Source organism: Curtobacterium sp. MCSS17_005 (assembly GCF_003234225.2).
In the GTDB taxonomy this organism is placed as follows: domain Bacteria; phylum Actinomycetota; class Actinomycetes; order Actinomycetales; family Microbacteriaceae; genus Curtobacterium; species Curtobacterium flaccumfaciens.
Window position 1 is genome coordinate 3742968 of sequence record NZ_CP126258.1, and the last position, 15954, is coordinate 3758921.

Annotated in this window: 15 protein-coding genes; 5 read left to right on the top strand and 10 right to left on the bottom strand. The window is 68.5% G+C overall.

The genetic code is table 11. From position 1 onward, the window contains the following. Window positions 1-24: 24 nt before the first annotated feature. A complete protein-coding gene (locus DEJ20_RS17980; RefSeq protein ID WP_111234710.1) occupies window positions 25-1464 on the bottom strand; it encodes a CCA tRNA nucleotidyltransferase in 1440 nt (479 codons plus the stop codon). Window positions 1465-1591: 127 nt separating this feature from the next. Between DEJ20_RS17980 and DEJ20_RS17985 the strand changes: the two genes are divergently transcribed. From DEJ20_RS17985 to DEJ20_RS18005, 5 genes are all read left to right on the top strand, one after another. Further along, on the top strand, window positions 1592-5728 hold the full coding sequence (locus DEJ20_RS17985; protein WP_220034963.1) for a DUF6049 family protein: 4137 nt from the start codon (window positions 1592-1594) through the stop codon (window positions 5726-5728). A 94-nt stretch (window positions 5729-5822) separates the two neighbouring features. Then, entirely contained in the window at window positions 5823-6821 is a 999-nt protein-coding gene (gene trxB / locus DEJ20_RS17990; RefSeq protein WP_071248620.1) for a thioredoxin-disulfide reductase, read from the top strand. A 66-nt stretch (window positions 6822-6887) separates the two neighbouring features. After that, entirely contained in the window at window positions 6888-7214 is a 327-nt protein-coding gene (gene trxA / locus DEJ20_RS17995) for a thioredoxin (RefSeq protein ID WP_017887828.1), read from the top strand. Between the two features lie 150 nt (window positions 7215-7364). After that, entirely contained in the window at window positions 7365-8669 is a 1305-nt protein-coding gene (locus DEJ20_RS18000) for an aminotransferase-like domain-containing protein (protein WP_111234505.1), read from the top strand. 60 nt (window positions 8670-8729) lie between these two features. After that, window positions 8730-9692, top strand: a complete 963-nt coding sequence (locus DEJ20_RS18005; RefSeq protein ID WP_111234504.1) for a D-alanine--D-alanine ligase family protein — start codon at window positions 8730-8732, stop codon at window positions 9690-9692. Window positions 9693-9781: 89 nt separating this feature from the next. On the opposite strand, the gene DEJ20_RS18010 is transcribed toward DEJ20_RS18005, so the two are convergent. The 9 genes from DEJ20_RS18010 to rpmH form a co-directional block, all read right to left on the bottom strand. Beyond that, window positions 9782-10264 (bottom strand): RES family NAD+ phosphorylase, encoded by a 483-nt coding sequence (locus DEJ20_RS18010; RefSeq protein ID WP_111234708.1) that lies wholly within the window; start codon window positions 10262-10264, stop codon window positions 9782-9784. Window positions 10265-10451: 187 nt separating this feature from the next. Beyond that, window positions 10452-11420, bottom strand: coding sequence for a ParB/RepB/Spo0J family partition protein (locus tag DEJ20_RS18015; RefSeq protein WP_111234503.1), 969 nt, complete (start codon window positions 11418-11420; stop codon window positions 10452-10454). Continuing rightward, on the bottom strand, window positions 11420-12313 hold the full coding sequence (locus DEJ20_RS18020) for a ParA family protein (protein ID WP_269149421.1): 894 nt from the start codon (window positions 12311-12313) through the stop codon (window positions 11420-11422). Before DEJ20_RS18020 ends, DEJ20_RS18015 begins: the two co-directional genes overlap by 1 nt. Window positions 12314-12394: 81 nt before the next feature. Next, a complete protein-coding gene (gene rsmG, locus DEJ20_RS18025; RefSeq protein WP_111234502.1) occupies window positions 12395-13054 on the bottom strand; it encodes a 16S rRNA (guanine(527)-N(7))-methyltransferase RsmG in 660 nt (219 codons plus the stop codon). Continuing rightward, window positions 13051-13551: a Jag family protein gene (locus DEJ20_RS18030; RefSeq protein ID WP_071248630.1), complete on the bottom strand. Its 501-nt coding sequence runs from the start codon at window positions 13549-13551 to the stop codon at window positions 13051-13053. The genes rsmG and DEJ20_RS18030 overlap by 4 nt, the downstream gene beginning before the upstream one ends. Beyond that, a complete protein-coding gene (gene yidC / locus DEJ20_RS18035; protein WP_111234501.1) occupies window positions 13552-14520 on the bottom strand; it encodes a membrane protein insertase YidC in 969 nt (322 codons plus the stop codon). Between the two features lie 7 nt (window positions 14521-14527). Beyond that, window positions 14528-14908, bottom strand: a complete 381-nt coding sequence (gene yidD, locus DEJ20_RS18040; protein WP_017887819.1) for a membrane protein insertion efficiency factor YidD — start codon at window positions 14906-14908, stop codon at window positions 14528-14530. Next, complete coding sequence (gene rnpA / locus DEJ20_RS18045; protein WP_111234500.1) at window positions 14905-15255, bottom strand: ribonuclease P protein component; 351 nt, start codon at window positions 15253-15255, stop codon at window positions 14905-14907. The genes yidD and rnpA overlap by 4 nt, the downstream gene beginning before the upstream one ends. Before the next feature lie 47 nt (window positions 15256-15302). Continuing rightward, the gene (gene rpmH / locus DEJ20_RS18050) at window positions 15303-15440 is read right to left on the bottom strand and encodes a 50S ribosomal protein L34 (RefSeq protein WP_022889115.1); all 138 of its coding nucleotides are present in this window, start codon (window positions 15438-15440) and stop codon (window positions 15303-15305) included. Window positions 15441-15954: the final 514 nt, after the last annotated feature.

Below are 15954 nucleotides of genomic sequence, written 5' to 3' on the forward strand. Positions count from 1 at the left end.
GTCGCCTCAGGCGCTGGTGTCGCCTCAGGCGCTGGTGTCGCCTCGGGCGCTCCACCACTCGCGCAGGCGCTCCTCGGCGGTCTCCGGCCCGAGGGGCCCTTCGTCCATCCGGGCCTCGAGCAGGAACCGGTAGGCCTCGCCCACGGCACGCCCCGGCGGGATGTCGAGGATCCGCATGATGTCGTCGCCGGTCAGGTCCGGACGGATCGACTCCAGCTCCTCCTGCTTGGACAGGACCTCGATGCGGTCCTCGAGGTCGTCGTAGGCGAACGCCAGCCGGTCGGCCTTGCGGCGGTTGCGGGTGGTGACGTCCGAACGGGTGAGCTCGTGCAGCCGTTCGAGCTGGGGTCCGGCGTCACGCACGTAACGGCGGACGGCGGAGTCGGTCCAGGCGCCCTCGGTGTACCCGAAGAAGCGCAGGTGCAGCTCGATCAGGCGGGACACGGCGGCGATGGTGTCGTTGTCGAAGCGGAGCGCGCGGAGTCGCTTCTTCGCCAGCTTCGAACCGACCAGGTCGTGGTGGTGGAAGCTCACGGCGCCGCCGGGCTCGAGCTTGCGCGTCGCGGGCTTGCCGATGTCGTGCAGCAGCGCCGCGAGCCGGAGCACGGTGTCCGGGGGATCGCCGGCGTGCCGCTCGGCCTCGTACCCGATGGCCTGCTCGAGCACGGTGAGCGAGTGCTCGTAGACGTCCTTGTGGTGGTGGTGCTCGTCGACCTCGAGCCGCATCTCGGGCAGCTCGGGCAGGAACCGCTCGGCGAGGCCGGTGTCGACGAGCAGCCGGAGGCCGGGGACCGGGTCGTCCGTGTTGAGCAGCTTGACGAGCTCGTCGCGGACCCGCTCGGCGGACACGATGTCGATCGATGCGACGAGCTCCTGCATCGCGGACCGCACGTCGTCGTCGACGGTGAAGCCCAGTTGGGAGGTGAACCGTGCGGCGCGCATCATCCGCAGGGGGTCGTCGCGGAACGAGACGACCGCGGTCTGGGGCGTCCGGAGCCGTGCGGCGAGCAGGTCCTCGATGCCGCCGTGCACGTCGACGAGTTCGCGGGCCGGCAGCCGCAGGGCCATCGCGTTGACGGTGAAGTCGCGACGGAGCAGGTCGTCCTCGATGGTGTCGCCGAACGCGACCTCGGGCTTGCGGGTCTCGCCGTCGTAGACGTCGCTGCGGTACGTCGTGATCTCGACCTGCTCGCCGGCGACCCGTGCGGCGATGGTGCCGAACTGGCGACCGACGTCCCACGTGGCGCTCGCGATGGGCTCGACGATCCGCAGGATGTCGTCCGGCCGGGCGTTGGTGGTGAAGTCCAGATCGGTCACCGGACGGCCGAGGAACGCGTCACGGACGGGGCCGCCGACGAGGGCGAGTTCGTGTCCGGCGTCGGCGAAGGCCCGAGCGAGGAGGTCGACGGGCTCGGTGGTGGCGAGTGCGTCGAGTCGTTCGACGGCCTGGGCAACGGACTGCATGACGGTGCTCATCCTCCCAGATCGAGGCCCCGAGTTCTCCATGAGCCGCGCGCGCACGGGACCTGTTCATGGTCGCGCCTCATACACTCGTGCTCGGCCCGAACCGACCCCGTGGCCCGCTCCCCGTATGCAGATGCTCCGCACCACGCTCGCCGCAGCCGCGTCGACCCTCGTCGCGCTCGGCCTGGTCGTCGCGCCCGTCGCCACCGATCACGCCTCGGCCGCCACGGTGTCCGCAGCCAAGAGCCACCTCGCCGATCCGGCCGCCGCAGACGCGGGCAAGGCGACCATCTCGATCGCCCCCGCGAACCGCGGCGTCGTCCAGCGCGACCAGGACCTCACCCTGTCGGTCACCGTCACGAACGACACCGACGCAGCACTGCCGGCCGGCACCGCGGAGTTCGACATCTTCCGCTCGGTGAGCACGCGCGACGTCCTGGCGAGCTGGCTCAGCGACACCACCACGACCGGTTACCTCGGCGCTCCGATGGACTCCGTGGACATCCCGGCGATCCCCGCGCACCGTTCGATCACCATCGACTCGGTCGAGATCGTCTCCGGCAACGTGGCACTCGGCGGGTACTCCTCGTTCGGCGCCCGGCGCATCGCGGCCGAGTACACGGCGGGCGACGCCTTCGCCGTCGACCGCTCTGCGATCACCTGGTACCCGGACTTCGAGCAGGCCCCGGTCAGCGTCTCCGTCGCGATGCCGATCACCGTGCCGAAGTCGACCGACGGCATCCTCACCGCCCCCGTGCTGGCCGCGGCGACCTCGGTGGACGGCACGCTCACGCAGCAGCTCGACGCGGCCGAGGACCACAACGTCGCCGTGGCGGTGGACCCGCGGATCATCGCCTCGATCCGGATCCTCGGCGACAACGCCCCGTCGAGCGCGATCACCTGGCTGCAGCGTCTCGAATCACTGCGCAACGAGACCTTCGCGCTGTCCTACGCCGACGCCGACGTCACCGGCCTGCGCCAGGCCGGGTCCGACGGCATCCTGTCGCCGATCTCCCTCGACCAGTCCGTCAAGTCCGAGAACTTCCCCGGTGCCGAGACCCCGGCACCGACTCCGACGGCCACACCGGGGCAGACCTCGTCACCGGCCCCCACCGAGGCCTCGAGCGACGGCACCACGACCGACGACGGTGCCGACCAGGCGCAGGAGACCCTGCCGACCACGGAGTCCCTGCTCGACTTCCCGTACTCGATGGACTCGATCGCCTGGCCGACCGAGGGAACGGTGTCCTCCGCCGACCTGCCGGCCCTCGAGCGTGCCGGCACGAAGACCACCATCGTCTCGAGCGGCAACACCTCGGCCGGCGCGGACACCACCATCACCGCGTCCGAGAAGATCGGCGACGACCACGTGCTCGTCTCCGACCAGTCGATGTCGTCGATGCTCCGCCGAGCGGCGACCGCCACCGACCGGCAGACCTGGTCATCGACGATGTCCGAGCTCACCGCGACGCTGGCCACTTCGGCCCGTGCCGCCACTGCCACGGGGCCGATCCTGCTGACCCTCGGGCGCGAGTGGCCGTCCGACTCCACCCGGCTCAGCCAGGCGCTGGACGCCCTCGAGAGCACCGCCTGGGTCGCCCCGGCCGACCTCTCCACCGCCTCGAAGGCCGTCGCCGGGTCGCTCACGCTCGCGAGCGCGTCCACCGGCGAGGCCCGCGTCGACCAGCTCCAGCGACTCGTCCGAGGGGAACAGGGGCTCTCCGCGTTCGCCACGATCCTCGGCGACCCGAACCAGCTGACCGCCCCGGCCCGGCTCCGTCTGCTCGCGCTCGCCTCGAACGCGTGGCGCGACGACGACCAGGGCCTCGCCGCCGCGGTCGAGGCGCGCACGGCCGCCTGGGCGAAGAGCACCACCGAGGTCGGGATCGTCGACTCGAGCAGTCTCACCCTGCTCGGCGACCGGTCGTCCCTGCCGGTGTCCATCCGCAACAGCTCCGCCTACCCGGTCACGGTGCACCTGTCCGTGCAGCCGTCCAACTCGGCGCTGCGGGTCGTCCGCAACGACATCGTGGTCGAGATCCAGCCCGACTCCTCCACCCGCGCCACCGTCCCCGTGCAGTCGGTCGCGAACGGCAAGGTCGAGCTGACGATGTCGCTCTCGAGCCCGACCGGCGTCGCCATCGCCGAGCCCGCGACCGTCGAGCTGAACGTGCAGGCGCAGTGGGAGACGGTCATCACCGCGGTCGCCGCCATCGCCCTGATCGGCATCTTCGGCTTCGGCATCTTCCGCAGCATCCGCAAGCGCATCCGCCGCCGAAACGGCGAGCTCGACGACGAGGACGACGACGACCCGAACCGCCCCCTGGCGGTCCAGCCGACGGTCGGGGACGCGCAGGCGTCCACCACCCGGCCTGGAGGCACGGATCACCGCTCCGGAGCGGCCCCCGCACCCAGCGTGGCCGCGTCCACGGCCGGCGCGGCCACCGGAGCGGCGGCCGCAGCCCCGGCTGCAGCGGCGACCGCGGCGGTGGACCAGGGCCCCCTGCAGGACGCCATCGCGCGCGCCGGGTCCGAGCCGGGCCTCCCGTCCGACGCCGCACGCAGCACCGTCGCGGACGACCGCGACCCCGAGGAGCCGACCATCAGCACCAGCCAGCCCCAGCCCGACGTCGACGCCGAGCCGGTCGCCGAGCGCAGCCTCGGCCGAGCGAGCGCGATGCTCGCCGCCGGCACGATGGTGAGCCGCATCCTCGGCTTCGCGAAGACCTTCGTGCTGGCGTACGCGATCGGGCAGAACGCGAGCCCGTCGGCCAACGCCTTCGCCGTCGCGAACCAGCTGCCGAACAACATCTACGCGCTCATCGCGGGCGGTCTGCTGTCGGCCGTGCTCATCCCGCAGATCGTCCGCGCGATGAAGGCCGGCACGGACGGCGGGCAGGCGTACGTCAACAAGATCGTGACGCTCGGTGGTTCCGTCTTCATCGTCATCACGATCGTGGCGACGGCACTCGCCCCGCTGCTGGTGCGGTTCTACACCAGCAACTCGGCGGACTCCGGTCCCGCCGCCACCGACCTCGCCGTCGCCTTCGCGTTCTGGTGCCTGCCGCAGATCCTCTTCTACGCCATGTACTCCCTGCTCGGCGAGGTCCTGAACGCCAAGCAGGTCTTCGGGCCGTTCACATGGGCGCCGCTGCTCAACAACGTCATCGCCATCGCCGGGCTCATCGTGTTCATCGCCCTGTACGGCACCAGCGGCAGCGAACTCGACCAGTGGACGCCGGCGAAGATCGCGCTCCTCGCGGGCAGCGCCTCCCTCGGCGTCTTCGCGCAGGCCGCGTTCCTCCCACTGTTCTGGAAGCGCGCCGGCCTGTCGTTCCGACCGGACTTCCGCTGGCGCGGGGTGGGCCTCAAGTCCACCGGTACCGCGGCCGGCTGGCTCTTCGCGATGATCCTGGTCACACAGATCGCCGGCGTCGTGCAGTCGCAGGTCGCTTGGCTCGGGCGGGACGACGGGCCCGGCAACGCCGTGCTCGGCAACGCGTGGCTCATCTTCATGCTCCCGCACTCGATCATCACGGTCTCCATCGCGACGGCGTACTTCACCCGCATGAGCCACGACGCCGAACGCGGCGACCTCGACGCGGTCCGCCGCAACCTGTCGCTGTCCCTGCGCATCGTCGGGCTCTTCACCGTCTTCGCCTCGGTCGCGCTGATCGTCGTCGCCGTCCCGTTCGGCCGCCTGTACGAGGGCACGTTCGAGAGTGCCCTGCAGGTCGGTGCCGTGCTCGTCGCCTACATGCCCGGACTCGTCCTGTTCAGCATGCTGTTCGTGATCCAGCGGGTCTTCTGGGCGATGCACGACCACAGGACGCCGTTCCTGATGCAGTGCATCCAGTCGGTGCTGTTCGTCATCGGCGCCCTGGCGGTGTCGACGTTCCCCACCTCGGTCATCGGCATCGGGGTCGCCGCCTGCACCACCATCGCGGGGTCGGCGCAGACGATCGTCGCACTCGTGCTCGTCCGCAAGCGGCTCGGGAGCATCGAGGGTCCGGTCATCACCCGGTCGCACGTCCAGTTCGTGATCGCCGCGCTGATCTCCGGCGTCGTCGGGCTCCTCGTCGTGAACTTCTTCGGCGCGTTCTCAGAGGCCGGGTTCGCGATGTCCGACCGCACCGGTGCCCTCATCACGATCATCCTCACCGGGGCCGCAATGGTTGCCGTGTACTTCGGAGCCCTCGTCGTCGCGAAGAACGGCGAGATCGGCAACGCCGTCCGGATGCTCCGCAGCAAGCTCGGCCGCTGATACCAGCCGGGCACCGCACGCTCACGGGCCGCGTGGAATGCCTCGCCGGTACGATGGGTTGACCCGGTCAGACGCAACGGAAGGGCAATCAGGCATGCGCCAGCTCATCATCATCGGTTCCGGCCCGGCCGGGTTCACCGCCGGCATCTACGCAGCGCGCGCAGAGCTCAAGCCGCTCATCGTCGCCTCCAGTGTCGAGACGGGCGGTGAACTCACCAAGACGACCGAGGTCGAGAACTTCCCCGGCTTCCCCGAGGGGATCCAGGGCCCCGACCTCATGATCAAGATGCAGGAACAGGCCGAGAAGTTCGGTGCCGAGGTCCTGTACGACGACGCCGTCTCCGTCGACCTCACCGGCAAGGTCAAGAAGGTCACGGTCGGCTCCGGCGAGACGTACGAGGCCCTCGCGGTCATCTACGCCACCGGCTCGGCGTACCGTCACCTCGGCCTCCCCGACGAAGAGCGCCTGTCCGGCCACGGTGTCTCGTGGTGCGCGACCTGCGACGGCTTCTTCTTCCGACAGAAGAACATCGCCGTCGTCGGTGGCGGCGACTCCGCGATGGAAGAGGCGACGTTCCTCACCCGGTTCGCCGACAAGGTGACGGTCATCCACCGCAAGGACTCCCTGCGTGCATCGAAGATCATGCAGGACCGCGCGATGAACGACCCGAAGATCGAGTTCGCCTGGAACAAGGAGGTCACCGGCATCACGGGTGACTCCGCGGTCGAGGGCGTCACGCTCAAGGACACCGTGACGGGCGAGGAGTCCGAGCTCGCCCTGGACGGCCTGTTCATCGCGATCGGCAACGACCCGCGCACGCACCTGATCCACGGCCAGATCGACATTGCGCCCGAGGGCACGATCGCCGTCCAGGGCCGTTCGTCGAAGACCAACCTGCCGGGTGTCTTCGCCGCCGGTGACGTCATCGACCCGACCTACCGTCAGGCCATCACGGCTGCCGGTTCGGGCACGGTCGCCGCGCTCGACGCCGAGAAGTACCTCGCCGAGCTCGACGACGCACTGACGGATGAGGCCGAGGGCGTCGCCCCGACCGAGCCCGCCATGGTCGACGTCATCGCCGCCCGGGCCTGACCCGCCTCGGAATACCACGACGGCATCGCCGTTGTACCCCCTGAACGACTTCTCGAAGGAGCACACATGTCCAACGCCAAGGCTGTCACCGACGCCACCTTCTCGGACGAGGTCCTCAAGTCCGACAAGACGATCCTCGTCGACTTCTGGGCCGAGTGGTGTGGCCCGTGTCGCGCGGTCTCGCCGATCCTCGACCAGATCGCCGAAGAGCACGCCGGCAAGATCGAGATCGTCAAGCTCAACGTGGACGACAACCCCCAGTCGGCGATGAACTACCAGATCACGTCGATCCCAGCGATGAAGGTCTTCAAGGGCGGCGAGGTCGTCAAGACCGTCATCGGCGCCAAGCCGAAGCCCGCACTCGAGGCCGACCTCGCCGAGTTCCTCGCGTAGGTCACCCCACCCGAACGGCCCCGCTCTCCCCGGAGAGCGGGGCCGTTCTCGTCCGGAGCCACCGGATGACGATCGGCCCCGTCGCGGAACCCTGGTTCCCCGGGCCGATGTCGTAGTGTGGCGGGAATGTCCCACTGAACGGAGCACTCGATGACGAACGGCAACAGCCTCGACCCCTGGTACGACTCCTACGCCCAGCGCACCGCCGGGCTGAGCGCCTCCGAGGTCCGAGCCCTGTTCGCCGTCGCCTCGCGCCCCGAAGTGGTCTCGCTGGCCGGCGGCATGCCGTTCGTCTCGGCGCTCCCCAGAGAGCTCGTCACGGGCTCCCTGGACCGTGTCATGACCGAGCACTCCGCTATGGCGCTCCAGTACGGCGGCGGACAGGGCCTGCGGTCCCTCCGTGAGCACATCGTGGACGTCATGAGCCTCGAGGGCATCCGTGCCAGCGCCGAGGACGTCGTGGTCACGACGGGCTCGCAGCACGCCCTCGACCTCGTCACACGACTGTTCATCGATCCGGGTGACGTCGTGCTCGCCGAGTCGCCGTCCTACGTCGGCGCCATCGGCGTCTTCCGGTCGTACCAGGCCGAGACCGTGCACGTAACGACGGACGAGCTCGGTCTCGTCCCCGAGGCGCTGCGCGAGGCGATCGCGAACCTCCGCATACAGGGCAAGCGGATCAAGTTCCTCTACACGATCCCGAACTTCCACAACCCCGCCGGCGTCACCATGAGCCGCGAGCGCCGCATCGAGGTGCTCGACATCTGCCGGTCGAACAACATCCTCGTGCTCGAGGACAACCCGTACGGGCTCCTCTGGTTCGACGAGCCGGCGCCGCAGGCGATCCGATCGATCGACGAAGAGGGCGTGGTGTACCTCGGCTCCTTCTCGAAGACCCTCGCACCGGGCTTCCGCGTCGGCTGGGCGCTCGCACCGCACGCCATCCGCGAGAAGCTCGTGCTCGCCAATGAATCGGCCGTGCTCGCGCCGAACTCCTTCGGCCAGTACGTCGTGAACGCGTACCTCGACGCCGCGGACTGGAAGGGTCAGGTCGACACCTTCCGGGGCATCTACGCCGAGCGTCGTGACGCCATGCTGTCCGCGCTGGGGGAGTTCCTGCCCGACCTGTCCTGGACGAAGCCGAACGGTGGCTTCTTCGTGTGGCTGACCCTGCCCGAGTCGCTCGACTCCAAGGGCATGTTGCCGCGCGCGGTCAAGGAGCTCGTGGCCTACACGCCCGGCACGGCCTTCTACGCGGACGGACGCGGGGGCGGACACATCCGCCTGTCGTTCTGCTATCCGACGCCCGAGCAGATCCGAGTGGGCGTCAAGCGTCTCGCCAACGTCGTCAACGACGAACTCGAACTCATCGAGACGTTCGGCCCGACGACCCGCCCGAACACCGTGGTCCGCGAGACGTCGTCCGTCAGCGCACCGCCGCCGAACATCTCCTGATCAGCGCTTTTCCTCAGTGCTGCTCGCACAGCACCGCAGTTCCACACCGGAGGACCCCGCATGGCCGAGCTCACCCGTCGTCACGTCGTCGTCGTCGCCGGAGGCATCTCGCACGAACGCGACGTCTCCCTCCGCTCCGGACGTCGGGTCGCCGACTCACTGACCGGCTACGGCTGGCAGGTCGACCTGCGCGACGCTGACGCGATGCTCCTTCCGGCTCTCGCCGAATCACGCCCGGACGTCGTGTGGCCGGCACTGCACGGCGCCTCCGGTGAGGACGGGGCCCTGCGGGGCATCCTGGAGGCCGTGGACATCCCGTTCGTCGGCTCACGTTCGACGTCGGCTCGGTTGGCATGGGACAAGCCGACGGCGTCAGCGTTGGTCGCCCGTGCCGGTGTCCGCACCCCTCGTTCGGTGACGCTCTCCCACGACGTGTTCCGCGAGCTCGGCGCTGTCGGTGTCCTCGAGGCCATCGCGACCGAGCACCCGGTACCGCTCGCTGTGAAGCCGGCGCGCGGCGGAAGTGCGCAGGGCGTGACCCTCGTCGATGACGTCAAGGACCTGCCCCGGGCCATGGTGACGGCGTACACGTACTGCGACGACGTCGTGGTCGAACAGCTCATCCATGGGACCGAGGTCGCCGTGGGGATCATCGACACCGGAGACGGCCCCGTGGCGCTCTCCGCCGTGGAGATCGTGCCGCGCAACGGTATCTACGGGTTCGAGGCGCGCTACAACGCGGGGGAGACGACCTTCTACACGCCTGCACGACTGACCGACGAGTTCGCCGGAGCAGCCGCGGAGGCAGCGGTGGCGGCGCACGCAGCACTCGGACTCCGGCATCTGTCCCGCGTCGACCTGATCATCGACGGGGCCGGCACACCCTGGTTCCTCGAGGCCAACGTGCTCCCCGGGCTCACGGAGACGTCACTGCTGCCGCAGGCGTTGTCGGCGTCAGGCTTCGACCTCGGCTGGACCTACGCCGAGCTCGCTGAGCAGGCCATCCGGGACCACCGCGCCTGACCCTGCAGCCGATGTTCCACGTGGAACACCGGCACATCGTGTCCCGCCTGCTCTGAGGGCGAGCATAGACGTCCACGTGGAACGTCGCTTCACTCGCCGAAGCGGTGTGTATCGAGCAGACGGACGCTCGGCGCTTGTGCCGCGTTCCACCGGAACAGCACCAGGTGCCAGAGGCCCGGGCTCTTCCGCGATGGGTCGATCAAACCGTTCGCACCGACTTCGATGAGGCGGTCACGCACGGTCCACGCCCGCGGTGTCCCCCCGGCCCCGGCGATGGCCTGCCAAGGAGCCAAGGCGTCCTCGAGGTCGATGCTCACTGCCTCCAAGGCGTTCACCTCGCGCAGGTCGACGATGCCGGACGCCTCGACGTCGATCGCGACGATCTCCACCGCCTCGGGCCGGACGTCATTGTGGGCGATCATCGCGGCACGCACCCCGTCAACTGAGGAGCTGAGGTACAACGTGGGCTGGTGCGCTCTCGAGTAGCGGCCCGACGACCGTGATCCCGCAACAGGAAACTCGCGAAATCTCGGATCAACAGCCCGGTAGAACGTCCCTCGGACCGCTGGCATGGAGGGCGCGCCGCTGTTGGTCACGACACCGCCATCACACCTGAGGCAGACTGCGGTCACGCTGTTGCAAACACGTCCAAGCGAGCTGTGGACCCGCTGGAGCCGCCGAAACGACCTACCGGTGTCCGCACCCGGGCTGGCCGTTACAGGGGCTCAAACCGCCGCACAGGGCCGCACAGCGGTGGGTTCAGCCTTCGAGGTCCTCTACCCCGAGCTCTGCGAGGATCCGATTGAGGTCGTCGCCGTTCGCGAAGTCGATCGTGACGGAACTCTTGCGAGCGCCGACCGCGATCTTCACACGGGTGTTGAGGCGGTCGCCGAGCCGCTCAGCAAGATCGTTGAAGTGGGCCTGACGCTTCGACGGTTCGGTCTTCGGCTTCGCCGCCGGCGTCTTCGCGGAGAGCTGCTGCGCGATCGCCTCAGCAGCACGGACGGACAGGTCCTCGTTGACGATCTTCTCGGCCAGGTACTCCATCGCCTCGGCGTCCGGAGCGGCGAGGATGGCTCGAGCATGTCCGGCAGAGAGCACGCCTGCGGCCACTCGCCGCTGCACGGGGGAGGGGAGCCGCAGGAGTCGGATCGTGTTCGTGATCTGCGGGCGCGATCGACCGATGCGCTGTCCGAGCTGTTCCTGGGTGATCCCGAAGTCCGCGAGGAGCTGCTGGTACGCCGATGCCTCTTCCAAGGGATTGAGCTGCGCACGGTGGAGGTTCTCCAGCAATGCATCGCGCAGCATCGCGTCGTCGGGTGTGTCCTTCACGATCGCCGGGATCGTGCTCAGGCCGAGTTCCTTCGTGGCACGCAGACGACGCTCACCCATGATGAGCTCGTACTGTGGCTCGGTGCCCGTCGCGCCGGGGATCGGCCGGACGACGATGGGCTGCAGAACACCGATCTCCCGGATCGAGTGCACGAGCTCCTGGAGCTCCTCCTCGCGGAACTCCTTCCGCGGCTGCTGCGCGTTCGGGATCACGTCGAGCGGATTGAGGTTGGCAAGTCGTGCCCCCGGCACGGCCACCAGCTCGTCTGCCGTCGGAGCGGATGCCGGCGAGCCACCGGTCGGGAAGAACACGTCGACGGGACGGTCCTGCTGATCAGTCGCCGTCGGGATCAGGGCGCCGATGCCTCGGCCGAGTCCGGTTCGCTTCGGTGCCATCAGTGCTTCGCTCCTCGTGCTGCGATCTCGGCGGCCGCTTCCAGGTAGGACAGCGACCCGGTGGAGTTCACGTCGTAGGCGACGACGCTCTGGCCGTAGCTCGGTGCTTCGCTCACGCGGACGGAGCGGGGGATCATCGCCTTGAGTACCTGGTCACCGAAGTGCTCCCGGACGTCGTTCGCCACCTGGTTCGCCAGGTTCGTGCGGCCGTCGTACATGGTCAGCAGGATCGTGGACACTCGGAGATTCGGGTTGAGGTGTCGCTCGATCAACTCGATGTTCCGCAGCAGCTGGCTCAGTCCTTCGAGCGCGTAGTACTCGCACTGGATCGGGATGAGTACCTCTTGCGCGGCAACGAAGGCGTTGATCGTCAACAGGCCCAGCGAGGGCGGGCAGTCGATGAAGACGTAGTGGTACGGCTCGTCCAGCGACTGCAGGTACATGTCGAGCGCGGTCCGGAGACGCTGCTCACGTGCCACCAGTGACACGAGCTCGATCTCGGCGCCGGCGAGGTGAATGGTGGCCGGCACACACCAGAGGGTGTCCGACTCCGGGGAGGCCTGCACGGTGTCGGCCATCGGTGCCTCATCCACGATCACGTCGTAGATGCTCGCAACCTCCGCCTGGTGATCGACACCGAGCGCGGTCGAGGCGTTGCCCTGCGGGTCCAGGTCGATGACCAGCACACGAGCGCCACCATGGGCGAGACCCGCAGCCAGGTTGACCGTGGTCGTCGTCTTGCCGACGCCACCCTTCTGGTTCGAGACGGTGATGATCCGTGTCTCAGAAGGGAGCGGGAACTGTTGCGTGGCGATCGCACGCCGGCGGCGATTCAGGTCGGCGATCTCGCGAGCGAGCGGTGTCGACGCGTCGTAGTCGGTCGATGAACTCAACGAGTGCCTCTTCCCCGGTTCGATGTTTCACGTGGAACGCGGAGCCACTGGCGGCCGGATGACCCGGCCCGAGCCGCAGCGTCAGTCAACTGTAGCCCGGAAGACGCGGGTGGTCTCGTCGACCACACCGTCTCCGAGCTCGAGCACCTCGACATCGGAAAGTCGCTTCCGGAGGATGACCTTCCGGGCCTTCTCGATCTCTTCGTCGACCCGCGCACCCTTCATCAGGATGAGCTGGCCACCCGACCGGACCAGCGGCACGGTGAGGGGGATGAGCTTCGACAGGGCGCTGACGGCGCGTGCGGTGACCTGATCGACGACGACGTCGTCCGCCACGTCCTCAGCACGGCCGCGGAGCACCGTGACGTTCCGCAGGCCGAGCCGATCGGACTCGGCGCGAAGCCAATCCGTCCGGCGCTCCATCGGCTCGATGAGAATGAAGTCGACGTCCGGACGGGCGATTGCGAGCACGAGACCCGGCAACCCTGCCCCTGAGCCAACGTCGGCAACGCGACCGCGGGCCTCCAGGAGCGGTGCGAGCAATGCCGAATTGAGGATGTGTCGCGTCCACAAACGGGGGAGCTCGAGCGGGCCGATCAGGCCCAGCTCCTCGCCCCGTCGCGCAAGTTCGTTCGTGAACGAGCGTGCAACCTCGATCTGGTCACCGAAGAGTGTTGTGGCCGCAGCGGGCTCAGCCTCGAGCACCGGTGCTGCCTCGGTCGGGACGGGTGCGTCCGTCATCGGGTGACGACCGTGTGGCGGTCCCGACCCTCACCCTCGGACTCCGAGTGGAAGCCCTTCTCAGCGACCAGGTCGTGGACGAGCTTCCGCTCGTAGGACGACATCGGCGGGAGCGCAGCCGACGACGAACCGGCCTCGATGCGCTCGACAGCGGTGTCCACGAGCCGCTGGAGCTCGTCAGCACGTGCGTCCCGCGAGCCACCGACGTCGAGGATGAGCCGGCTGAACTCGCCGGTCTCCGCCTGCACCGCGATGCGCGTGAGCTCCTGCAGCGCCGTCACGGTGTCGGGCTTCGACAGCACGCGGAGTGCCTCACCGTCGTCGGTCACCGACAGGTACACGCGACCGGCGCGTTCCTCGATCTCGATGTCGCCGTCGAGGTCGCAGATGTCGAGGAGCTCCTCGATGTAGTCGGCAGCAATGTCCGCTTCGTCGCGGGCGTCCTCGGTCTCGGTGTCCGTCGTCTCGACGGCGCCTGCGGTGTCCTGCTCGGTCACTTACTTCTTCCCGTTCTTCTTCTGGCGCTGCTTGCCGACCGGCTGCTGACGCTGGGTGGTGACGCGCACGGGCTCGATCTCCGTCGCACCGGCGCCGGCACCGGCTTCGGCGAGGACCGGGGTGGCGGTCCCGCGACGCTGTGCCTTCTTGGCCAGGCGGGCTTCACGGGCCAGTGCTGCTTCGGAGCCGGGCGTCGGCATGCTGCGGATGACGAAGTACTGCTGCGCCATCGTCCAGACGTTCGAGGCCAGCCAGTAGAACATGACGCCGAGGGGGAAGCTCAGACCCGAGATCACGAAGACCAGCGGGAGGATGTACAGCATCATCTTCTGCTGGCGGTACATCGGAGACTCCTTGGTCTCCGGCGACATGTTCTTGGCGACGAGCTGCAGCTGCGTGATGAACTGCGACGCCGTCATCACGACGATCATGAAGCCCGCGATCGCACGGACCTCCCACCCGGAGGCGTTCGTGAACGTCTCGTGCAGGGGAGCGCCGAACAAGGCCGCGTTGCCGAACGACGCCGCGAGGTCGTTCGTCAGCAGGCCGATGCCCTTCTGGTTGATCTGGGCCTCGTGCAGCACGGAGTACAGCGAGAAGAAGATCGGCATCTGCAGCAGCAGCGGCAGGCAGGAGCTGAGCGGGTTGGTCCCGGTCTCCTTGTAGAGCGCCATCGTCTCGCGGCTCATGGCCTCACGCGAGAACTGGTCCTTCTTGCCCTTGTACTTGTCCTGGATCTTCTTGAGCTGCGGCGCGACCTCGAGCATGCGGCGCTGCGACTTGATCTGCCGGACGAAGATCGGGATCAACGCTGCTCGGACGACGAACGTCAGGAAGATGATCGAGAGCACCCAGGTGATGCCCGCGCCCGGGTCCATGCCGATGCTCTCGAAGATCCAGTGGAAGCCGACGAGGATGGCCGAGACCACCCACTTGAGCGGCCAGAGGATCGTGTTGATGATCACCATGGGACGGCTATGCCTTTCGAGTGCGCTGGGGGAGCAGGACCGGCCGGGCCGTTCCGACCGCGGGGTGCGGCTGCTGCGGGATCGGCGCGAGGACGAACCCGAACCGGTTGACGACGAACGGGTGACGACGTTCCTTGACGTCGTCGATGCCACCAGCAGCCCAGGGGTTGCAACGGGCGATGCGCCAGGCGCCCATGGCGGATCCGCGGACGACGCCGTACTGCTGGATCGCGTCGAGGGCGTACCGGGAGCAGGACGGGTGGTAGCGGCAGACGTTGCCGTACAGCGGGGAGATCACCGCACGGTAGGCCCGGAGCACGACGACGCACGCGTTGCGTGGGAGCAACGCGATGACCCAGGCAAGCCGGGTCCACAGAGTGCGGTTCATGCTGCCTTCTCCACCCCGCGCGCGAAGGAGCGCGTGACGTCTTCGAGCAGGCTAGGCCATCCGGCCTGCGATGCGGCTGGCAGTGCACGGACCACCACGTCGAAGCCCTGAGGGCACTCGATGAGCAGGTCGTGCGCGATCGCCTTGAGCCGCCGCCTGATCAGGTTCCGGTTCACGGCGTTCCCCACCGTCTTCGCGACGATGAAGCCGAACCGAGTCGGTCCGTTGCGGTCTGCCGGCTGACGGACCACGGACACGACGACGTGCGCCGTGGCGCTCTTGCGACCACGACGCACGACGTTCCGGTAGTCATCCCCGCGCACGATGCGGTTGGCGCTGGCCAACACTGCGACGCCGGGGTCAGACCGAGGACCGGATCAGGCGATGAGCCTGATCAGGCCGAGAGCTCGGTACGGCCCTTGGCGCGGCGCGCCGACAGGATGGCGCGGCCGGCACGCGTCCGCATGCGGAGGCGGAAGCCGTGCTTCTTGGCGCGGCGGCGATTGTTCGGCTGGAAGGTGCGCTTGCTCATGATGTTCTCCACACGGCTGCTCGCGGCGAGCCGTCACGTATGTGTAGCCGTCCGGGTGTCGAACGACGCAGATGGGCGCGACCAAAGGGCCGCAGTCAACTGGTTAACGGTACGTGACAGCGGCGAGCAGGTCAAACCCCGCCCGGAGCGGTCGCGCCGTCACCGTCGGGTCTGGCGTCCCTCGACCCCATTCTCCACATTGGGGACAACTTCCGTTCGGTGGGACTCGGTCCGGTCCTTTACAGTGGTGTGATCGATCCCCCCGATGGCCGGTACGACAGGGAAGTACTCCTGTCAGACGGCTCGAGGTGGTCGTGGACAACACTGTGGACAACCCTGTGGGAACCTCCGCGGCAACGAGGCGTCGACGAAGCCCCCGGAGCCACCGACGATCCGCCGGCGACGACCTGGTCCCGAGTGCGGTCGCCGAGGACGCCCCGGCATGTCCGACCCCGCAGGACGCACCCTCGTCCGGCAGCGAACGCACGACACGACCCCTGGAGACGAGCGCGAC